We start from the raw sequence: 21,900 nt of genomic DNA on the forward strand, positions 1-21,900 counted from the left end.
ACGGTCACGGCGTGACGAATCCGGCCTTCGCCAGCGCGGCCCGGCCCTCGGGACCGGTGATCAGCGCGTCGAACTGCTGCGCCAGATCGGCGTGCTCGGAATCGGCCACGGGGGCGATCGGATAGGTGTTCACCGCGCCCGACGACTCCGGGAAGGCGACGGTGGTGACCTTGGTACCGGCTCCGGCGGCGTCGGTGACGTACACCAGTCCGGCGTCGGCCTCGCCGGAGGTCACCTTCGCCAGCACGTCGGTGACCGCCGATTCCTCGCTCACCGGGCTGATCGCCACGTGCGCGGCGGTGGTCACCTTCTTGGCCGCCGAGCCGCACGGCACCTGCGCCGCGCAGACCACCAGCCGCAGGCCGGGCTGGGCCAGATCGGCCAGCGCGGCGATGTGCTTCGGATTGCCGGGCGGGGTCACGATGGTGAGGGTGTTGGTCGCGAAGGTCTGCGGCGCGGCGGTGATCCGGCCGGTCTTCGTCACCTTGTCCATGTTGGCCTGGTCGGCGGACGCGAACACGTCCGCGGGCGCGCCCTGATTCAGCTGCGCGGCGAGATCCGAGGAGCCGGCGAAGGAGAAGGTCACCTTCGTGTTCGGATGCTCCTTCTCGAACGTCGCGCCCAGATCGGTGAACACGTGGTTCAGCGACGCCGCCGCGAACACGGTCAGCGTCGCGGGTGCGGTGCCCGCGGTGCTGCCGGAACCACTCGAACCGCTCGATCCGCAGCCGGCCACCAGGCCTGCGACGGCCACCGCCGCCGTCAGCCCGGCCACCCCGCGCCACCGCGCGGCGCTCATTGCGGCGTCTCGACGACCACCGTCGTGGCCTTCACGCTCGCCACCGCGACGCTGCCCGGTTCCAAACCGAGCGCCCGCACCGACTCGCTGCTCATCAGCGACACCACCGTGAACGGTCCGCATTGCATCTCCACCTGTGCCATCACCCCGTCGACCACCACGCGGGTGACCAATCCGGGAAACCGATTGCGTGCCGAACTGGCACTACCCAACCTGGCCTGCGGCGGCCGCGCGTTGGCACTGGCCAGTTCGGCCAGATCGCGACCCTCGATCACCAGGCGGCCCGCATCGTCCTTCTGCGCGGTGAGCGCACCGGTGTCGATCCATCGACGCACGGTGTCATCGCTGACCCCGAGCAGTTCGGCGGCATCGCGGATACGCAGATTGGGCACCGCCGGAGCATATGTCCGCATTATCGGATCAGACAAGACGATGCGGCCGTATCTTCGGATGAACAAGTCCGCACACCGGCACCGACCGTCCGGCACGGACCTTACGGAGCGCCCGCGCTCCACCATTCCCGCAAGGCCGCCTCGGCCTCGTCGCGCGAGAGCGGCCCGCGATCCAGGCGCAACTCCTTCAGATAGCGCCAGGCCCGGCCCACCTGCGGCCCGGGCTCCAGGCCCAGCAACTCCATGATGTCGTTGCCATCCAGGTCCGGGCGCACCCGCGCGAGGTCCTCGGCCGCCAGCAACTCGGTGATGCGCTGCTCGAGATCATCGTAGGTGGCCTGCAACTGGGCGGCGCGGCGCTTGTTGCGGGTGGTGCAGTCGGCGCGCACCAGCTTGTGCAGCCGCGGCAGCAGTTCGGCGCCGTCGGTAACATACCGGCGCACCGCCGAATCCGTCCACTGACCGGTGCCGTAGCCGTGGAATCGCAGGTGCAGGTACACCAGCCGGGCCACATCCTCGGTGAACTGCTTGGGATACTTCAGCGCTCGCATCCGCTTGCGCACCAGTTTGGCCCCGACCACCTCGTGGTGATGGAAGCTCACCCCGCCGCCGGGCTCGTTGCGCTTGGTCGGCGGCTTGCCGATGTCGTGCAGCAGCGCGGCCCAGCGCAGCACCAGATCCGGATCGCCGTCCTCCTGGTCGATGGCCTGCCGCAGCACGGTCAGCGAATGCTGATACACGTCCTTGTGCTGGTGATGTTCGTCGATCTCCAGGGTCATCGCCGGGATCTCCGGCAGCACCCGCTCCGCCAGGCCGGTCTCGCACATGATGTCGATGCCGTCGGTCGGATGCGCGCCGCCGATCAGCTTGTCCAGTTCGGTGTGTATCCGCTCCGCGGTGATCCGATCGATCTCCCCGGCCATGGCGGTGATCGCCGTCCGCACCCGGGGGGCGAGGGTGAATCCGAGCTGGGAGACGAAGCGGGCGCCACGCAGCATCCGCAGCGGGTCGTCGTCGAACGAATCCTCGGGCGCGGCGGGGGTGTCCAGTACCCCGGCGAGCAGCGCGTCCAGTCCGCCGAGCGGGTCCACGAATTCCAGCGAACCGTCCGCACCCACCTTGACGGCCATCGCGTTGACGGTGAAATCGCGCCGGACGAGATCGCCGTCGAGGGTGTCGCCGAAGGTGACCTCCGGATTGCGGGACACCCGGTCGTAGCTGTCGCTGCGGAAGGTGGTGATCTCCAGCTGCCACCCCGATTTCGAACCGCTGACCGTGCCGAAGGCCAGCCCGCCGGTGTCCCAGAGGTGATCGGCCCAGCCGCGCAGGATCGCCAGCACCTGTTCGGGCCGGGCGTCGGTGGTGAAGTCCAGATCGGTGCCCAGCCGGCCGAGGACCGCATCCCGCACACTGCCACCGACCAGATACAGCTGATGCCCGTGCGCGGCGAAGAGCTCGCCGAGCGGAGTGAGCACATCCGACTGCCGGCCGAGCGTGACCGCCGCCGCCGCGAGCAGCCGGGTACGGCGCTCATCGGACACGACGGGGGCGGGGGCGGGCACAGCTGCCGCCTCGGACTTCGGCGAAACCACGAAACGGCAGCTTAGTCGGCCGAGCCCTCGGCCCCCGAAATCCGACCCCCGAAGACGGGCCCGCCGATCACCGCCGACCGCCGCCGCACCGGCGCCAGGACGACGGAGCAGCAAATCAAACCCCGCTAGACTGACGCAGTGTCTACGGCCGATCGCGCGAACAGCCGACGCCGCCGGCCGCGGCGCCGCGGTTCGGGCGGTGGCGCCGCCAAACCCGCGACATCCGCGGCGGCGCCGGCGGCCACGACGCCCGGCGCCGGCAAGACCGGCAGCCCGAAATCCGGCAGCCCCAAGAACAGCACCGCGAAGACCACTACCGCCAAGGCCGGCACCGCGAAGGGCGGCGGCACCAAAGGCGGCGGGGCGAAATCCGGTGGCCCCAAGGGTGGGAAACAGCCGCGCATGCGCACCGTGCGGGAGACGTCGGCGGGCGGCCTCGTGGTCGACGGCCTCGACGGTCCGCGGGAGCAGCGCTGTGCCGCTCTCATCGGGCGCACCGACCGCCGCGGGCGGTTACTGTGGTCGCTGCCCAAGGGACATATCGAGGACGGTGAGACCGCCGAGCAGACGGCGGTGCGCGAGGTGGCCGAGGAGACCGGTATCAACGGTATGGTCGTTGCCGAACTCGGCAGTATCGATTACTGGTTCGTCACCGACGGCCGCCGGGTGCACAAGACCGTGCACCACTATCTGATGCGGTCCGTCGGCGGCGAGTTGTCGGACGCCGATGTCGAGGTGACCCAGGTGGAATGGGTGCCGCTGAGCCAACTGGATTCCAAGCTCGCGTATGCCGACGAACGGCGATTGGCGGAGGTCGCGAACCGCCTGATCGATCGGATGGAGAACGGCAGACGATGACGCGTGCGGGTCACCATCGGCGTCGCTGGGCGCCGATGTTTCTCGGCATTGTGCTGGTCGTCCTGGGGGTGCTGGGTATTCCGGGTGCCGCGGTGACCGGCGCTCAGCCGTCCTCGGGCGGTACCGGCTCGACGGGACCGAAATTCCTGAAGCTCACCATCGACTCCGTGACGCCGAACACCGTCACCACCACGAGTTCGGCGGTGCTGGTGATCACCGGCACGGTCACCAACATCGGCGATCGCAACGTCGACGACATCAGCGTGCGGGTGCAGCGCGGCGCCGCCATCGGCAATCCCGGCGGCCTGCGCTCGACGCTGCGCCTGGAGCAGAGCGACTACGACCTGGTCACGCCCTTCCAGGACGTCGCCGACGAGCTGACCCCGGGTCAGCGCAAACAGTTCACGCTGCGGATCGGGGTGCGGGACGTGGTCCCCAGCACCGACAGCAATGCCGCGATCACGGCCGCACTGGGCATCACCGATCCCGGGGTGTACCCGCTGTTGCTGAACGTCAACGGCCAGCCCGCCTACGGTGGCCAGGCCCGCCTGGACGACGCCCGCTTCCTGGTGCCGGTGCTGGGGCTGCCGGCGATCCCCGCCGGCGACGCCAAGGGCTCCGGACTGCCCCCGGTTCCCGCGCCGGCCGAGGCCCCGGTGGCGACCACCATGCTGTGGCCGCTGGCGGATCGGCCCCGCCTGGTGGCCGGCATCCCCGGGTCGGTGGACGGCAAGGCGCTGCTCACCGACGACGAACTGGCCGGTGAACTGGCCACCGGCGGCCGGCTGGACCAACTGCTGGCGGCCGTGGAGTCGGCACTGCATCCCGACACCGGCCTGGACCCGTCCCGGACCGGACCGGGCCTGGCCTCCGCCCTGTGCCTGGCGGTCGATCCGGACCTGCTGGTCACGGTGTCGGCCATGACCGGCGGCTACCGGGTGCTGGCCAGTCCCTCGGATCCGGACGGCCCGACCCGCGACGGTTCCGGCGCGCACGCCGCCAAGACCTGGCTGGACCGGCTGCACTCGCTGGCCGGTGCGCTGTGCACGACGGCGCTGCCGTTCGCCCAGGCCGACCCGACGGCGGTCGCCGCGGTCCACGATCCGGGCCTGACCGGACGCGCGATCGACGCTCCGGCCGAGATCGTGGATTCGATCCTGTCCATCAAATCCGTGCGCGGGGTCGCGCTGCCCACCGCGGGCAGCATCGACGACGGCGCCGCCACCCTGCTGTCCCGGCACGGCTACACCAGCGCGATCCTCGCCGACAACGCGGTCACCGGCCCGGACGGCCACACCGCGGCGGGCGGATCCGACGGCCCGGCCCACGCGCCCGGTCCGGACACCGACACCCCGGAGCTGGTCCAGTTGCCGCCCCCGCCACCCGTGACCCCGGCGGCGGCCACCCCGGGCGCCACCGCACCGGCGGCGGCACCCTCGGCCACCGCCACGCCGGCGGCGAGCGCCACGCCCACCCCGGCCGGTACCACCACGCCGGCGGCCACCGGAATCACGAACACCGCCACGCCGGCCGGCTCGTCGCCGGCCGGGCTGAAGGTCGCCACCTTCGACATCTGGTCGGCCACCGCACTGGCCGCGGTCGGTTCCAATCCGCCGACACCGTCGTTCACCCCGGATCGGGTGCGCTACGACGTCAACAACGACTCCCGGGCGGCCAGGTTGCAGGACGCGCTCGGCGCGGTGTCCTGGGCGGCGCTGAACCCGCAGTCACCGCGACGCTCGGCCCTGTTGATGCCGCCGCAGCAGTGGAGCGCCAACCGGGACGAGGCCACGGCGCTGCTGAGCCAGCTGGACGTGCTGTTCCGCACCGGCCTGGCGGCCCCGCGATCGCTGCCGGAACTGCTCGCCCAGCCGGCGGACCCGCGGCCGTTCGAGGTGAACTACCTGCCGGAGACCGCCGACGACGCCGTGCCGGACTCGTACCTCGACCCGGTCCGGGACCAGGGACAGCGGATCACCGCCCTGATGGGTGCGCTGGTGGAGGTGCCCCAGCAGGAGCCGACGCCCCGGACCTTCCTGACCCCGCTGCGCGACGACCTGATCCGGGTGCTGAGCCTGTCCGACCGCAACAGCACCGGGGAACAGGCCGATACCGCCGCGCACCGGCGGCTGGATCAGACCACGCACACCATGGACGGGCTGTACCGATCGGTGACCGTGCTGCCGCCGGGCGGGGTGTACACGCTCGCCTCGGAACAGAGCCCGCTGCTGCTGGTGGCCCGCAACGATCTGCCGGTCGCGGTGCGCATCCGGTTCAAGATCGATGCCCCGGCCGAGGCGACCATCACCGATATCGGTGAGCAGCAGCTCCCGGCCGAGGGCTCGCGGTCGTTCCAGATTCCGACCCAGGTCAGCGACAAGCGCAACCTGGTCATTCCGATCTCGCTGACCACGCCCGAGGCGGTTCCACTCGGAAACGCCACATCGGTCTCGGTGCGATCCAACGCGTACGGCCAGGCGTTGGCGATAATTACCGCATGCGCCGGAGCACTACTGTTGCTACTGGCCGGTCGCCGTCTATGGCGCCGGTTCCGGGGGCAGCCCGATCCGGCCGACGAAGGGTTGGATCCGGGCAAACGACGCCGGGTCAACCGGTACGGGCGCGCGCGGACGCGGGCGACGCAGCGACAGGAGGCACGATGAGCGACGGCGATGTATCGAGATCGGCCGCCACAGTCGCCGTGCCTGCCGGGCCGGTCGTGTCGCGAACCGGCCGACGGGGTGCACCGCACCTGTGCCACGATGCCGTCCGACCGATGCGGGAGGCACGGTGAACGACTTCGACGGACCCCGCCGCGACAGCGACGGCCCGTTGCCACGGCGTACCCCCGCGGCGCCGTGGGAGCGCGGGCAGCTGCCCGACGAGTCCGAGGGCTCGCCACCGAATGCCGAATCGCCGGCCCCACCCGGCGCCCTGCGACCGCAGGTCCCGCTGACCGGCCCGATCCCGCGTATCCCACCCGATGTGCTGCGCCGGATGCCGCCGCCGAACAATCCGGCGGCCCACCCGGTTCCGCCGGGACAGCTGCCGCCGGCCGGCGGACCGGTGCGGCAGGGGCCGCCCAGCGGCTCGATGCGCCCGGTCCCGCCCAACGGCCCGCGCCGGCAACCGCCGCCGCCCAGTGCGCCGCTGCGGCAGGTGCCGCCGGGCGATCCGGCCCGGCAGGGACCGCCGAACGAGCCGCCGCGCCGTGACCGGCAGCCGGGACGGCCCGGCGCTGCGGGTGATCCGGCACGACAGGGTCCGTCGAGTGGCTCGATGCGCCCGGTTCCACCGAACGGGATGCCGTGGCCCGCACCGCCGAACGGGGTGCCGCGGCGATCCGCGCCCCCCGGCGCCTTCGACTCCGGCCCGCCGAGCCGCCCGATGCGCCGCCCCGCGCCCGGTGAGCCGATACCGCCGAACGCGCCCGCCCGGCCGGCGGCGCCCGGTGTGCGTCCCCCGCACCGCGGGGCCGACGCGGAGGTCGCGGAAGCCGGGTACCGCTATCACCCGCCCGGCTCGACCGATCCGACCGAACGGATCTCGCGGCGCGACACCGCGGCCCCCGACCGCGCGGGCGGTTATCCCCGCACCGCCGCGCAGGTGGCCGTCGCACCGGCCCGGCCGGCCGGCGACGCCGGCTCCCGGCTGCTCAGCAACTCCGGTTCGATCGCGATCGCGACGCTGATCAGCCGGATCACCGGCTTCGGCAAGCAGTTGCTGTTGCTGACGGTGCTGGGCCCGGCCATCGCCAGCGCCTTCACCGTCGCGAGCCAGATCCCGACCATGGTCGAGCAGCTGGTGCTCGGCGCGGTGCTGACCGCGTTCGTGGTACCCACCCTGGTCCGGGCCGAGAAGGAGGACACCGACGGCGGCGCCGCCTTCGTGCGGCGGTTGGTGACCATGGCGTTCATGGTGCTGGCCACGGCCGCGCTACTGTGCACGGCGGCCGCGCCGATCCTGATCAAGTACATCTTCCTGTCGGATTCCGGCAAGGTCAGCACGGGGCTGACCACGGCACTGGCCTATCTGCTGCTGCCCGCCATCCTCTGTTACGGCATGTCGTCGCTGCTGATGGCGATCCTGAACACGCACGAGCTGTTCAAGCCCGGCGCGTGGGCGCCGGTGCTGAACAACGTGGTGGTGCTGGCGGTGCTGAGCCTCTACGCGCTCACGCCGGGGGAGATCTCGCTGCATCCGGTGCGGATGGGCGAACCGAAACTGCTGATCCTCGGTCTGGGCGTGACCTGCGGCGTGCTCGTCCAGGTCGTCAGCCTGGTACCGCCGATCCGCCGGGCGGGCATAGATCTGCGCCCGCTGTGGGGCGTCGACGCCCGGTTGAAGCAGTTCGGCGGGATGGCCACGGCCGTCATCCTCTACGTCTTCATCAGCCAGGCCGGCTTCGTGTTCGGCACCCGGATCTCCTCGCACGCCGACGTCGCGGGCCCGGCCATCTACAACAACGCCTGGCTGCTGTTGCAGCTGCCGTACGGCGTGCTGGGCGTCACGGTGCTGACGGCGATCATGCCGCGGCTGAGCCGGGACGCCGCCGCGGACGACACGCCCGCGGTCGTCGACGATCTCTCGGCCGCCACCCGGCTGACGATGATCTCGCTGCTGCCGGTGGTGCTGTTCCTGACCGTCGCCGGACCGCAGGTCGGCAAGGCGCTGTACGGCTACGGGCATTTCGGTCACGCCGAGGCGACCCGGCTGGGCGAGACGGTCAGCTGGTCCGCCTTCACCCTGATCCCGTACGCGCTGGTGCTGATCCACCTGCGCGTGTTCTACGCGCGGGAGCAGGCCTGGACGCCGACCTGGATCATCCTCGGCATCACCTCGGTGCGGATGGTGCTGTCGGCGGTGGCGCCGTACGTCGTGGGCGAGGACCACGTGGTGATCGCGTTGAGCGTCGCCAACGGCATCGGGTACATCGCCGGCGCGATCATCGGCGGCTGGCTGCTGCACCGCAGCCTCGGCGATATCAAGATGGCCAACGTCGGCCGCACGATAACCCGGGTGGTGCTCGCCTCGGTGGCGGGCGCCGCGGTCACGCTGATCGTCGATCAGCTGCTCGGCCTGCCGCGGCTGCACAGCGTCAGCGGCTCCATGTTCCGGGTCGTCATCGACGCCGTGGTGATGTTCGGCGTCGCCTTCGGTCTGATGCGCCTGGTCGGCATCCCGGAGATCGTGTCGATCACCGTGGCGATCTCGCGGCGGCTCGGTATCACGCCGCCGGCCCCCGATCTGGACCTCGGCCAGCCGGATGCCGACATGCAGGACACCATGGTGCTCCCGCGCTTCGATGCCGCTCCGTACTACTACCGGTACGAGCCGTACATGGACACCCAGACCATGGTCCTGCCCGTCATCCGCGCCGGTGCGGTTGACCGCACCGGCGCGGGTGAGTTCCCGTACCCTGTTCGGCAGAGAAACGCAAATGCCGAACCCGGCACACACCAGCGGCCGGACCCGGAAATCCACGACCACGAGACCGGTGTCCGCGCGACGCCGGGGTATCCCACGACACACCAGGGCGAAGGAGGAACGAGCGTGAGCGACGACGCGGGTGCCGTACCGGCCGCCGATGCTGCTGCCGCGGCGGGCGCTGTACGCACCGACGACGTCCAGCCCGGCGCCGTGCCGGGGGACCGGCACGGCGAGGACCAGCACGGCGAACCACCGGCCGAATCACAGGCGGGGGCGCCGTCCCGCGATCCGGTCTACGACACCGGCATGATGTCGCCGGTCTCCCCGGAGATGCCGCCGATGCGGGTGGAACCGCCGATGCGGCGACTACCGCGCGGGCCGAAGCTGATGCCGGGCGCCTCCGTCGCCGGTGGCCGCTACCGGTTGCTGGCCGACCACGGCGGCGCCCGCGGCCTGCGGTTCTGGCAGGCCCTGGACGTGAAGCTGGACCGCGAGGTCGCGCTGACCTTCGTCGACGCCGAGCAGAAGGCCACCGAGAACTCCGGGCAGGACGGGCCGCAGGCCATCCTGTCCCGCACACTGCGGCTGGGCCGAATCAACTCCCCGGGCCTGGCCCGCGTGCTGGACGTGGTGCGCGGTAGTTCCGGCGGCATCGTGGTGGCCGAGTGGACCCCCGGCCGGTCGCTGCGGGAGATGGCCGAGACCCGGCCGTCGCCGATCGGCGCGGCGCGAGCCATCCGCGCCCTCGCGGCCGCCGCCGAACTGGCGCACCGCGGTGGCGGCTCGCTGTCCATCGACCATCCGGACCGGGTGCGGATCAGCGCCACCGGTGACGCGGTACTGGCCTTCCCCGGCACGCTCTCCGACTCCGAGCCGCAGGCCGACGTGCGTGGTCTCGGCGCCATGCTCTACGCCCTGATGACGGCCCGCTGGCCGATCCGGATCGGCGGCGTCTCCGGCGCCGCGGCGAACGTCGGCGGACTGCCGCTGGCCGATTTCGGCCCGGACGGCACCCCGGTGGAGCCGCGGCAGATCCGGCCCGAGGTGCCCTTCGAGATCTCCGCGGTGGCGGTGCGCTCGCTGGAGTCCAACAAGGGCGTGCGGACGGCCGCGACCGTGCAGCACGTGCTGGAGCAGGCGTCGGTGGTCGATCAGAAGACCGATTTCATCCCGGTGCTGCGGCTGGGTCAGCGGGCGACCGCACCGAGCGACTCCCTGGCCGATCCGGAACTGCTGGCCGCCGAGAAGGAGCGGTCGCAGCGCATGGTCTGGATCTTGGTCGGCCTCGGCATCCTGGCCGCACTGGCGGTCGGCGTGATCATCTGGTGGCTGCTGAGCGTGTTCGCGCCCAGCTCCTCCAACGCCCCGCTCAACGAGCAGCGTCAGCTGGGCCTCACCACGGCCAACACCGCCCCGGTGGATCCGTCCACCGCCGGCGCCGGGTCCGCGCCCGGGGCGCCGCAGTCGGCCACCGGCGGCGTGCCGGTGCCGGTGACCGGCGCGTCGGTGTTCTCCCCGGAGGGCACCCCGGACAATCCGGGCAGCGTCACCGCGGTGCTGGACGGCAATCCGGCCACCATGTGGCGGACCGATCAGTACTTCCAGCAGTTCCCGGCGCTGAAGAAGGGTGTGGGCATCCTGACCACGCTGGGCAGCCCGAGCAAGTTGACCAAGGTGACCATCGACTCGCCGAGCGCGGGCACCGTGGTGGAGATCCGCACCTCGCCGACCGCGGCGACCACACTCGACCAGACCCAGCTGATCGGCCAGGCCACCCTGGCCGACGGCGCCACCTCGATCGCGGTGCGCGCCGACCAGCCGGCCCGGTACGTGCTGGTGTGGATCACATCGCTGGCCAACTCCGGTGGCCAGTACCAGTCCTCGATCGCCGACATCCGGTTCGAGGCAGCCCCGTAACCTGCGGTTCGCACCCTCTGGACGGGGTGCGAACGGTCGCCTCCGCGTCGGTCTGGTTGCTGCCCCTTCGTCACAGCCGATATGATTCTCAGCGCGCTCTCAGCAGGGAGTTTCTCGGGATCTGGCGTTTTCGGTCCTGGATGACGCGAAAGATGCGACGGTTGCCCGTCTTCGCCGCGGGCAGTCATGCCGTCGTCAGCGCCGATCCTAGGGGTTTGTATTGTCGTTCGAGGTCGATGAGTACGCCGGGGGGACGTCCGAGTCATCCACAGCAGTCCGTCGCCGTTCGTTCGACCGGGAGGCCGCCGCCGATCCGGAATTGCTCGCCGCGCATGTGGCGGGGGACCAGCACGCCTTCGGAGTCCTGTTCCGCCGGCACTACGACCGGCTCTGGCAGCTCGCGCTGCGCACCTCGTACACACCCGAGGACGCCGCCGACTCGTTGCAGGACGCGCTGCTGTCCGCACATCGCAAGGCAGCCTCCTTCCGCGGCGACGCGGAGGTGGGCAGCTGGTTGCATCGCATCGTGGTGAATGCGTGCCTGGATCGGATCCGCCGCAACAAGTCCCGGTACAGCCTCTCGCTGTCCGACGACGCCGTGGGGGAACCGGCGGACGAGCGCGACGATTTCGCCGATCTGGAGATGTCGATGGTGGTCGATGCGGCCTTGTTCGCGCTGCCGCCCGAGCAGCGCACCGCCCTGGTTGCCGTCGATCTGGAGCGGTATACGGTAGCCGAGGCGGCCGTACTGCTCGGGGTGGCCGAGGGCACGATCAAGAGCCGTTGCGCTCGTGGCCGGGAGCGACTCCGGCAACATCTGGAATTCCTGAGAGAACCAGGGAACCGGAGGTAACGTCGCAACGTCTTAATTTGCGACGAGATATTTCGAGGTGGCAGCGCCGACGGAGGAGGTGTGCACAGTGACGGCTCGTTCAGTGCCGCAACCTCCGTACTCGGCCGATCTACTCGCCGACCTGCATGCCGACAATCTCGCACCCGACGTGTCCGACCGGCTCTGGCCGCTGGTCCGCGACGATCCGGAGGCGGAACGCTTCCTGCGCTCCCTCGACGACGTCAGCCACGAACTGCACCGCCTCGGCGCCGATCCGCTGGTCCTGCACCCGATGCCGACCCGGGTCGCCACCCGGCTGGACCGGATGCTGGACGCGCTCGCCGCCGGCACCGATCCGGCGACCCTGGCCTCCGACCGCACCCCGGCCGAGCGGACGAGCGGTCACGGAAGACCGGTGGCCGGCAATCACCGGCCCGTGGTCGAGACCGAGCGGCCGACGGCCGACAGCGCCCGGCCGATGGCCGGTAGCGGGCCGCCCGCATCCGGTGGCGGGAGGTCGGTGATCGATGACCGGCGGTCCGTGATCGCCGGCGGGCTGTCAGCGGTAAACGGCAGCCGGCTGACGGTGGATGGCGGGCAGTCAGCGATGGACGGCGAGCTGCCGGCAGTGAACAGCGAGCTGCCGGCAGTGAACAGCGAGCTGTCGCCCGCGGTGTTGCCCTTCGGGCCGCCGCCGGCGGCCCGTTCGGCCCGCGGCTTACGACCACGCTGGGGGGCGGCCGCCGCCGCAGCGGCCGTCGCCCTCGTAGCGGGCGGGCTGGCGGCCGTCGCGGCCGTCCACGATCGTCCCGCGACGACGGCCGCGTCCGGTGCCGCCACGACCACTCCGTCCGCCCCGGCGGCGGCCTCCACCGGGGGGCTGTCGAGAACCGCCCTGCTCGACGCGCTGGGCCGTGACGACGTCTCCGGGCCGCTGTCCCGGCCCGACGCGCTCACCGCCTGTGTCGCCGCGGCCGGTCTCGATCGGACCGTGCTCGGCGCCGTGAACACCGGGTACCAGGGCGATCCCGCGGTCCTGATCCTGCTCGCGGGCCCGCAGCCGCCGACGATCACCGCGCTGGTCGTCGGCCCGGGTTGCCGTCCCGGCGACCCGCAGCTCCTGGAGACCCGCGACATCGGCTGACCTGCCGCGACGCGCGCTGCCGGACGGGCCCGGGAACAACGACGTTTACCCTGTTGTTGTCCGACACGCCCGCCAAGCAATTCCGCTCCACGACCAACATCCGGAAGGGCTCCATGAGTACCCCAGTTCGCGACCTGATCATCGTCGGCTCCGGCCCGGCCGGCTACACCGCCGCCGTCTACGCGGCCCGGGCCGAACTCGAGCCGCTGTTGTTCGAGGGCACCCAATTCGGTGGCGCCCTGATGACGACCACCGAGGTCGAGAACTTCCCCGGCTTCCGCGACGGCATCATGGGCCCCGACCTGATGGAGCAGATGCGCGAGCAGGCCAAGCGGTTCGGCGCCGACATCCGTACCGAGGACGTCGAGGAGCTGGACCTCAGCGGCCCGATCAAGACGGTCACCGTGGGCGGCGAGACCCACCAGGCGTATTCGGTGATCCTCGCCATGGGCTCCGCCGCGCGCTACCTGAACGTGCCCGGCGAGCAGCGGCTGCTCGGCCGCGGTGTGAGCGCCTGCGCCACCTGCGACGGCTTCTTCTTCAAGGGCCAGGACATCGTGGTGATCGGCGGCGGCGATTCGGCGATGGAGGAGGCCACCTTCCTCACCAAATTCGCCACCAGCGTCACCATCGTGCACCGCCGCGACGAGTTCCGCGCCTCGCGGATCATGCTGGACCGCGCCCGGTCCAACGACAAGATCCGCTTCGTCACCAATGCCGAGGTCGTCGAGGTGCTCGGCGAGAACAGCGTCTCCGGGCTGACCCTGCGCGACATCCGCACGGGGGAGACCTCGGAACTGGCCGCGACCGGCCTGTTCGTCGCCATCGGCCACGACCCGCGCAGCGATCTGGTCCGCGGCCAGGTCGACGTCGACGACGAGGGTTACGTGCTGGTCCAGCAGCCGGGAACCGCCACCTCGCTGCCCGGCGTCTTCGCCGCGGGCGATCTGGTCGATCACACCTACCGGCAGGCGATCACCGCCGCCGGCACCGGCTGTCGCGCGGCCATCGACGCCGAGCGGTGGCTCGCCGAGCAGGGCGACATCACCGCCAACACCCTCTGAAAATCGGACGGCGTCCGTCTCGACGGACGGACACCGTCCATCCCGGTCCGGCCCAGCAAGTTCGAGGAGTCACCGTCATGTCCGAATCCGCCACCAAGACCGTCACCGACGCCACCTTCCAGCAGGAGGTGCTGACCAGCGAGAAGCCCGTCCTGGTCGACTTCTGGGCGACCTGGTGCGGCCCCTGCAAGATGGTCGCCCCGGTGCTGGAGGAGATCGCCGCCGAGCACTCGGACAAACTGACCATCGCCAAGATCGATGCCGACGCCAATCCGACGGTCGCACGGGACTATGGCATCCTGTCGCTGCCCACCCTGGTGCTCTTCTCGGGGGGTAAGGAGGCCAAGCGAATCGTCGGTGCCAAAGGCAAGGCCGCCCTCCTGCGCGAACTCGGCGACGTGATCTGACTCCGGGCAGGTAGGATGCCGGGCACCGGCCGTGCGACGGCGGGTGTGAATCGTCGCGCGAGTGGGTATCTGGGTTGGCAGAAGGAAAGGGCTCTGACGCATGCACCGACTCCGTCACGGCGACACCGGTCCTGCCGTCGCCGAGATTCGGGGCACTCTGGCAAGCCTAGGCTTCCTCCACTCCCATGCCGCCGGCGCCGACGGCCACGGTGAGTACTGGAAGGACGCCGACGCCGGCTTCGACGAGAATCTCGACTCGGCGGTGCGGGCCTTCCAGCAGCACCGCGGTCTGCTGGTCGACGGTGTCGTCGGTCCGGCGACCTACCGCGCGCTCAAGGAGGCCTCGTACCGGCTGGGGGCGCGCACGTTGATCTATCAGCTGTCGGCGCCGCTGTACGGGGACGATGTGGCCACATTGCAGCGGCGGCTACAGGACCTGGGCTTCTACGTCCATCGGGTCGACGGGTTCTTCGGTCCGCACACGCACGATGGGCTGTCGGCGTTCCAGCGCGAGATCGGGCTGTCCGCCGACGGCATCTGCGGTCCGGACACGCTGCGGGCGCTGGAACTGCTCGGCGCCCGCGTCACCGGCGGTAATCCGCACCGGATCGCCGAGGAGGAGGTCGTGCACCGAGCCGGCCCCCAGCTCAGCGGCAAGCGGATCGTCATCGATCCCGGTCTCGGCGGGCCGGATCGCGGCTGTGTGGTGCCGACCGAATTCGGCGACGTCTACGAGTCGGAGATCCTCTGGGATCTGGCCAGCCGGCTGGAGGGCCGGATGGCCGCCACCGGCATGGAGACCTTCCTGTCCCGCCCCTGGGGCGCCGGACCCACCGACGCCGAGCGCGCCGACACCTCCAACACGTTCGACGCCGATCTGATGATCTCGCTGCGCTGCGCCGGCAATCCCAGTCCGCTGGCCAACGGCATCGCCAGCTTCCACTTCGGCAATTCACACGGTTCGGTGTCGATGATCGGGCAGGTGCTCGCCGGATTCATCCAGCGCGAGATCGTGGCCCGGACCTCGTTGCAGGACTGCCGAACCCACGCCCGCACCTGGGATCTGCTGCGGCTCACCAAGATGCCGACCGTACAGGTCGACATCGGTTATCTCACCAACGAATACGACGCCGGGGTGCTGACCAACCCGCGAATGCGCGATGTGATCGCCGAGGCGATCCTGGTCTCGGTGAAGCGGCTGTATCTGCTGGGCCAGGACGATCAGCCCACCGGCACATACACCTTCGCCGAACTGCTGGCGGAGGAGCTGGCCGCCGCCGACCGGGTCTGATCGAATCCGAAGGTGCGAATGCCCACCCGAGCGATTCTCGGGTGGGCATTCTCGTCTCCGCGGAGCGTGTGCCGGACTCTAGACGCGCAGTGGCGGCCCCGCACCGACGCGGGTGGGGGCGGTCATCGACGCGGCCGCCAGTAGCTGATCCAGGGCCCGTTCCACGTCTTCCTTCCACAGATGGTCGCTGTCGAGCTCCATCCGCAGCCGGGGGAACCGGTGATGCGGCGCGACCACCGTGAAACCGACATCCGCCAGAAATTCCGCATCGATCATGCAGCTGTCCGGAGTGCACGCGCCGTTGGCGGCCCGCCGCCCGGCCGGCGACGCGATACCCGAGGCCGGGGTGTCGATCCGCTCCATCAACATCATCGAACGGTCCGCCCGGGTCGGCAGGGTCACCGCCGTCGGATCCTTCCGGATACCGAACGCCTCGATGGCCCGCACACCACGGCGGACCAGATCGGCCACCACGGCCTGAATGAGACGCGCGGCTATGTCGTCACTCTGATGCGGCTGTTCGGCCTGCAGCGTGGTCAGCAGGATGGCGTCCGGGCTCACCGGTGAGGTGGGGAAGAGCGCCGCGCGCGGCACCACGCTCGGGGGTGAGTAGAGGGCGCACCCGGCGGGCTGCCCGTCGACGAGGGCGACCTGACCACAAGAGCCCCATTCCAGCATGACCGTGGACAGCCATGCTTCCTTCTCGAAGACGGGATCACTGAATTCACGAGAGTCCTCCGCCACAGCGGGGTCGATCTCCCAGAACACACACCGCCTGGCATGTGCGGGGAGTTTGTCGAGTCCGCCGAGGGTTAATGCGGTCACGCTGGTCGACACCGCTCTGCTCAGCCTCCAGCTGTCCGATTCATCCACACTCACGCTTCCCGCCAGCAAGAATAAGCGATCGAACCCAATGCGCCTCATTTCCATCGCTGTCTGTGACGACGGCAACCCCGGACACTCGCCCGTCATCGGGGCGCGACCCGAACGGAATCGTCACAGTGACGTTTCAACGCCAGGGCTGAGTATCCGGTGTGCATGCGCCTGTTTCGGGCCTATCGATCGATCACTGAAGCTCGGCCTGTTCCATCAAGCCGATGATGCGTTCCAGATCCGCGACATCGCCGAATTCGACGACGATGCGACCCTTCTTCTTACCCATCGTCACCGTGACCCGGGTGTCGAAGGAATTGGCGAGCCGTTCCGCGACCTTGTCCAGCCCGGGGGCATGAATCGGCTTACGCTTCGGCGCGGGCCGGGACTCCGGCTCGGGGTAGCGGTTGGCGAGGGTGACCGCTTCCTCGGTGGCACGCACCGACAGTCCCTCCGCCACAATGCGCTCGGCCAGCTTCTCCTGAGCCTCCGCGCCGGCCTCCAGCCCGAGCAGCGCCCGGGCATGACCGGCGGACAGGACGCCGGCCGCGACCCGCCGCTGCACCGGGATCGGCAGCTTCAACAGGCGGATCATATTGGTCACCACCGGACGGGACCGCCCGATCCGGTTGGCCAGTTCCTCGTGCGTGACCCCGAACTCCTCGAGCAGCTGCGCATAGGCCGCCGCCTCTTCGAGGGGATTGAGCTGCACCCGGTGGATATTCTCCAGCAGCGCGTCGCGCAGCATCGACTCGTCGGCGGTCTCCCGCACGATCGCCGGAATGGTGGCGAGGCCCGCGGACTGGCAGGCCCGCCAGCGCCGCTCGCCCATGACGATCTGATAGCGCGGCGTCACGGATCCCTCGACCCGCCGCACCACGATCGGTTGCATCAGGCCGAACTCGCGAATGGAGTGGATCAGCTCGTCCAGGGCCTCCTGCTCGAAGACCTGGCGAGGCTGTCTGGGGTTCGGCTCGATATCGTCCGGCGAGATCTCGCGGTAGACCGCCCCCGCTTCCGATTCGACCGGATCCGGCACCCGGTGCAGATAGGCCGATGCCGGATGCGGACCTATCGGTTCCAGGCCGATCACCGCATTGGCCGCGGCACTGCCGAGCCCCTGAACCTCGGCCGGACCCGTCGGGATCAACGAGGCCAGCCCGCGCCCCAGTCCACCCTTTTTCGCACCACTCATCGGCCTGTCGACCCCTTTCCCTCGAATACCACTACGCCACGCGCCACAATCACCGCACGACTGCCCGCGATGCGATCTCGCGACCGGCATCCAGGTAGCTCATCGCACCACGGGAACCCGGATCGTAGTCCAGGACGGTCATGCCGAATCCCGGTGCCTCCGAAACCTTCACACTGCGGGGAATCACCGACCGCAACACCACGTCGCCGAAATGCCCACGCACTTCGTCGGCAACCTGATCGGCAAGCTTCGTGCGACCGTCGTACATCGTGAGAATCACCGTGGAGACATGCAATTCGGGGTTCAGGTGCGCCTGCACCAGACCGATATTGCGGAGCAGCTGTCCCACCCCTTCCAGCGCGTAGTACTCGCACTGGATCGGGATCAGCACCTCCCGCGCCGCCACCATCGCATTGACGGTCAGCAGGCCGAGCGAGGGCGGGCAGTCGATCATGACGTAATCGATGTCGTAGCCGGCCAGATTCGCTTCCTGGATGGCCGACTTGAGGCGTCCTTCGCGGGCCACCATCGAGACGAGTTCGATCTCGGCGCCCGCGAGATCGATGGTCGCCGGAATGCACAGCAGCCGTTCGTTGTGCGGGCTCTGCTGAATGGCGTCCTGTACCGGAATCTCACCGATGAGTAGTTCGTAGCTGGAGGGCACGCCGGAATGATGTTCGACGCCGAGCGCGGTACTGGCATTGCCCTGCGGGTCGAGATCGATCACGAGCACGGTCATGCCTTGCAGGGCGAGGGCCGCCGCGAGATTGACGGTGGTGGTGGTCTTTCCGACGCCCCCCTTTTGATTGGCGATGGTGATGATGCGTTGTTCGCGAGGCTTGGGGATCGTCATGGAACCAGGATGCAGTACCTGGCTGGCACGCTCCGCCTCGGCGGCAATGGGGGTATCCGCGGCAGAGATGTTCCCGAAGGAGGTCCGATTGAACTCTTCCAAATCGTAGGTGCTCCCTTCCAGCATTCCAGGCACCCGCGACGTTGTTTCCCGTGAAACATTCGCTGGACCATTCGACATACCCAGGCTCCTAACCGAAAGAACTTCAAGACGCGTGTCGGCCGCAGCACCAGTGCCGCATCACTCCAGGAGCCCCAGGGGCTCTGCTGAGCAAGGCGCGGACGTAATCTGCTCTGCCCGAAGCTCGTCGGAAGCCTGTCTGAACCAGTCCGGCGAGCGGGGTCGGACACCGCGAGGATGCGCTCACGCTCGACGGTACTTAGCTTGCCAGTACCGGACACAATACGGAAGTTGAACCGCAGCAATCACGTTGCGACACGCACAGAATCACGCGACTCGCCGTGTGCGGCGATGTTTCATGTGAAACATCGCGCCGCAGCGGCCTTCTCAGCGGCGGTTCCGGCCGCGCTTCCCCCCGGCCGATCGCGTCGCCCGGGGGAGTCGTTCGACACTCACGACAACCGTTGGCGGGTCGACGATTCCCGCTCCGCACTCGAGCACCGCCGCGGCGCCACCACCCAGCCGGGTGAGTTCCGCTCGATCGCGCTCGATCTCCTCCGCGGCGCTCGATCCCTTCAGCGCCAGCATCCGGCCGTGGTCGCGAACCAGGGGGAGCGACCAGCGCGCCAGCTTCCCCAGTGGGGCGACCGCACGGGAGGTCACGATGTCGGCCGCGCCGGCCGCCGTCAGGACGGCCGGCTCCTCCGCGCGGCCACGCACCACCGTCACCGCGAGACCGGCCGCCTCGATGAACTCTGTCAGGAAGACGGTCCGGCGCAACAATGGCTCCACCAACGTGATTCGCAGATCCGGCCGCGCCAATGCGAGCGGAATACCGGGCAGTCCGGCGCCGCTCCCGATATCCACGACCGAGGCGCCGTCCGGGATCAGCTCGCCGAGCACCGCGCAATTGAGGATGTGCCGATCCCAGAGCCGCGGCACCTCCCGCGGACCGATCAGCCCGCGTTCGACTCCGGCCGTCGACAGCATCGCCCAGTACCGCTCCGCCAACGGCAATCGATCACCGAATACTCGACCGGCGACCACGGGCGGCTCCGACGTCACAGTGACGTTCGGCTCCGCACTACCGGTATCCCCTGGCGCAGCGGGGGAGTGGTCCCAGCCTCGTTCCACGTGAAACATCCTTCCGTCGGCTGCCGCGTTGTGCTCGGTCGTTCTCGGGATGAGAACGGACTCCGAGACGAGAACACGGTCCCGGGGGAGCGTGAGCGCATCGTCCCTCGGACAAGAGTAGGGCCCCCGGTTCCGTGAACCGGGGGCCCTGTCGGGTGACACGTCGGTCAGCCCGGCAATACCACCACGTAGCGATTCGGCTCCGCGCCTTCGCTTTCACTGGTGACGCCGTCCACCGACGACACCGCGTCGTGAACGATCTTGCGCTCGAAGGGCGTCATCGGCGACAGCGACTCCGGCTCGCCGGAGGCGAGCACCCGCTGCGCCGCCTCGAAGCCGAGCGTGCTCAACTCCGAGCGCCGATTGGCGCGCCAGCCGGCCACATCCAGCATCAGCCGGCTCCGCACCCCCGTCGCCTGCTGTACGGCCAGGCGGGTCAGCTCCTGCAGCGCGTCGAGTACCTCGCCGCGCCGACCGACCAGCTTCGACAGATCGCGGCCGCCATCGATGCTCACGACGGCCCGGTCGCCTTCCACGTCCAGGTCGATATCGCCGTCGAAGTCGAGCACGTCCAGCAGTTGCTCGAGGTAGTCGCCGGCGATCTCGCCCTCCTCGATCAGCGCTTCCTCGCTGTCGTTCGCATCGTCGCTCACCGCGTCCAGCTCGGTCTGCGCCGGGTCCGCGGTCGAGGTGTCCAGTGCCACCGTCGCGTCCCCTCCGTCGGTCTCAACAGTCATATGTCGTTTCCTTCATCTGCATCATTCGTCGAATCCGGCGCCGGACCCCTCCGGCGCCGGGATGCCCGTATCAATGGGAAAGTCAGCGGCGTTTCTTTTGGTTCGGACGACCGCGATTACCGGATCGCTTGCGATTCCCCTGTGCCGACCGGCCGGGTGAGGTGGTCGCCTTCCCCGAGGATTTCCCGGTGGCGCCGGAGCCGTTCTGCGACGGGGCGGGCGCGTCGTCCACCTTGCCGTTGCGGGCGCCGGCGGTGTCGGCGACCTCATCGACCGAGGTGTCGGCGGTCGCGCCCTTTTTCTGATCGACCGGCTTCGCACCGGGCTTGGGCTTCTGGTCGACCGGCTTCGCTCCGGGCTTGGGCGCGTTCTGGGCGCGGCGTTCGATCGCCTCGGCCTTCTTCGCCTGTTCTTCCTTGTCGATCCGGCCGAACACCAGGTGCTGCTGCCCGTAGGTCCAGATGTTGTTGGAGACCCAGTAGATCAGGATGGCGATCGGAAGGAACGGACCGCCGACCATGACGCCCAACGGGAAGACGTAGAGCGCGAGCTTGTTCATCATGGCGGCCTGCGGATTGGCGGCCGCTGCCTCGGTCTGCCGGGCCACCGACGCCCGCGCGTTGAAGTGCGTGGCCAGGCCCGCGATGATCATCAGCGGCACGGCGACCGCTGCCATGTTCGCCACGTGCGGGATGCCGCCGTAATCGGCGAACGCCTCCAGCTGGGTCTTCGGGGTGGTGATCGCGGCCGAGATCGGCGCGCCGAAGATACGGGCCCGCAGGAAGGACTGCACGTCCTCGGCGTTGAACACGTAGTTCGGCGTGTGCGCGTTCTGGTAGGCCGTCATCGCACCGGTCTTGCCGATACCGGCGAACCCGGAGCTGCCCGCGACGCGGTTGAACGAGCGCAGTACGTGATACAGACCGATGAAGACCGGGACCTGGGCCAGCACGGGCAGACAGCCCATCAGCGGGTTGAAGCCGTGGTCCTTCTGCAACTTCTGCATCTCGACCGCCATCTTCTGGCGGTCGTTCTTGTACTTCGCCTGCAGCGCCTTGATCTGCGGCTGTAGCTCCTGCATCTGCCGCGTGGTCCGCACCTGTTTGACAAACGGCTTGTACAACACCAGTCGCAGGGTGAAGACCAGGAAGACCACGGCCAGTGCCCAGGCAAGGCCACTGTCCTTGCCGAAGGCCAGCCCGAAGGCACGGTGCCAGAACCACAAGATCCAGGACACCGGATAGTAGATGAAGTCGAGCACG

Annotated in this window: 17 protein-coding genes; 8 read left to right on the forward strand and 9 right to left on the reverse strand. The window is 69.5% G+C overall.

From position 1 onward, the window contains the following. Positions 1-4: 4 nt before the first annotated feature. The 3 genes from modA to LBW94_RS29510 form a co-directional block, all read right to left on the reverse strand. The gene (modA, locus tag LBW94_RS29500; RefSeq protein ID WP_225058193.1) at positions 5-799 is read right to left on the reverse strand and encodes a molybdate ABC transporter substrate-binding protein; all 795 of its coding nucleotides are present in this window, start codon (positions 797-799) and stop codon (positions 5-7) included. Next, on the reverse strand, positions 796-1,191 hold the full coding sequence (locus LBW94_RS29505; protein WP_225058192.1) for a TOBE domain-containing protein: 396 nt from the start codon (positions 1,189-1,191) through the stop codon (positions 796-798). The genes modA and LBW94_RS29505 overlap by 4 nt, the downstream gene beginning before the upstream one ends. Before the next feature lie 101 nt (positions 1,192-1,292). After that, positions 1,293-2,783: a CCA tRNA nucleotidyltransferase gene (locus LBW94_RS29510; RefSeq protein ID WP_416276971.1), complete on the reverse strand. Its 1,491-nt coding sequence runs from the start codon at positions 2,781-2,783 to the stop codon at positions 1,293-1,295. A 138-nt stretch (positions 2,784-2,921) separates the two neighbouring features. Here LBW94_RS29510 and LBW94_RS29515 point away from each other — a divergent pair, with 138 nt between their 5' ends. From LBW94_RS29515 to LBW94_RS29550, 8 genes are all read left to right on the forward strand, one after another. After that, positions 2,922-3,641, forward strand: coding sequence for an NUDIX hydrolase (locus tag LBW94_RS29515; RefSeq protein WP_225058191.1), 720 nt, complete (start codon positions 2,922-2,924; stop codon positions 3,639-3,641). After that, entirely contained in the window at positions 3,638-6,304 is a 2,667-nt protein-coding gene (locus LBW94_RS29520; protein ID WP_225058190.1) for a hypothetical protein, read from the forward strand. Before LBW94_RS29515 ends, LBW94_RS29520 begins: the two co-directional genes overlap by 4 nt. Before the next feature lie 724 nt (positions 6,305-7,028). Continuing rightward, the gene (locus LBW94_RS29525; protein ID WP_416276984.1) at positions 7,029-10,988 is read left to right on the forward strand and encodes a murein biosynthesis integral membrane protein MurJ; all 3,960 of its coding nucleotides are present in this window, start codon (positions 7,029-7,031) and stop codon (positions 10,986-10,988) included. A 319-nt stretch (positions 10,989-11,307) separates the two neighbouring features. Beyond that, on the forward strand, positions 11,308-11,841 hold the full coding sequence (gene sigM / locus LBW94_RS29530) for an RNA polymerase sigma factor SigM (protein WP_416276985.1): 534 nt from the start codon (positions 11,308-11,310) through the stop codon (positions 11,839-11,841). Between the two features lie 67 nt (positions 11,842-11,908). Then, complete coding sequence (locus tag LBW94_RS29535; protein ID WP_225058187.1) at positions 11,909-12,964, forward strand: hypothetical protein; 1,056 nt, start codon at positions 11,909-11,911, stop codon at positions 12,962-12,964. Positions 12,965-13,077: 113 nt separating this feature from the next. After that, positions 13,078-14,028, forward strand: coding sequence for a thioredoxin-disulfide reductase (gene trxB, locus LBW94_RS29540; protein ID WP_225058186.1), 951 nt, complete (start codon positions 13,078-13,080; stop codon positions 14,026-14,028). Between the two features lie 77 nt (positions 14,029-14,105). Continuing rightward, a complete protein-coding gene (gene trxA / locus LBW94_RS29545) occupies positions 14,106-14,435 on the forward strand; it encodes a thioredoxin (protein WP_225058185.1) in 330 nt (109 codons plus the stop codon). Positions 14,436-14,535: 100 nt separating this feature from the next. Next, positions 14,536-15,726, forward strand: coding sequence for an N-acetylmuramoyl-L-alanine amidase (locus tag LBW94_RS29550; RefSeq protein ID WP_225058184.1), 1,191 nt, complete (start codon positions 14,536-14,538; stop codon positions 15,724-15,726). Positions 15,727-15,804: 78 nt separating this feature from the next. Here LBW94_RS29550 and LBW94_RS29555 read toward each other — a convergent pair whose 3' ends face one another. The 6 genes from LBW94_RS29555 to yidC form a co-directional block, all read right to left on the reverse strand. After that, positions 15,805-16,563, reverse strand: a complete 759-nt coding sequence (locus tag LBW94_RS29555; protein ID WP_225058183.1) for a GNAT family N-acetyltransferase — start codon at positions 16,561-16,563, stop codon at positions 15,805-15,807. Positions 16,564-16,792: 229 nt separating this feature from the next. Next, the gene (locus tag LBW94_RS29560) at positions 16,793-17,794 is read right to left on the reverse strand and encodes a ParB/RepB/Spo0J family partition protein (protein WP_225058182.1); all 1,002 of its coding nucleotides are present in this window, start codon (positions 17,792-17,794) and stop codon (positions 16,793-16,795) included. A 49-nt stretch (positions 17,795-17,843) separates the two neighbouring features. Further along, entirely contained in the window at positions 17,844-18,773 is a 930-nt protein-coding gene (locus tag LBW94_RS29565; protein ID WP_225058181.1) for a ParA family protein, read from the reverse strand. 381 nt (positions 18,774-19,154) lie between these two features. Next, positions 19,155-19,910, reverse strand: coding sequence for a 16S rRNA (guanine(527)-N(7))-methyltransferase RsmG (gene rsmG, locus LBW94_RS29570; protein WP_255634363.1), 756 nt, complete (start codon positions 19,908-19,910; stop codon positions 19,155-19,157). A gap of 158 nt (positions 19,911-20,068) precedes the next feature. Continuing rightward, the gene (locus LBW94_RS29575; protein ID WP_225058179.1) at positions 20,069-20,638 is read right to left on the reverse strand and encodes a protein jag; all 570 of its coding nucleotides are present in this window, start codon (positions 20,636-20,638) and stop codon (positions 20,069-20,071) included. An 82-nt stretch (positions 20,639-20,720) separates the two neighbouring features. After that, complete coding sequence (gene yidC / locus LBW94_RS29580; protein WP_225058178.1) at positions 20,721-21,899, reverse strand: membrane protein insertase YidC; 1,179 nt, start codon at positions 21,897-21,899, stop codon at positions 20,721-20,723. Position 21,900 lies beyond the last annotated feature (1 nt).

Source organism: Nocardia sp. alder85J (assembly GCF_020176955.2).
Classification (GTDB): domain Bacteria; phylum Actinomycetota; class Actinomycetes; order Mycobacteriales; family Mycobacteriaceae; genus Nocardia.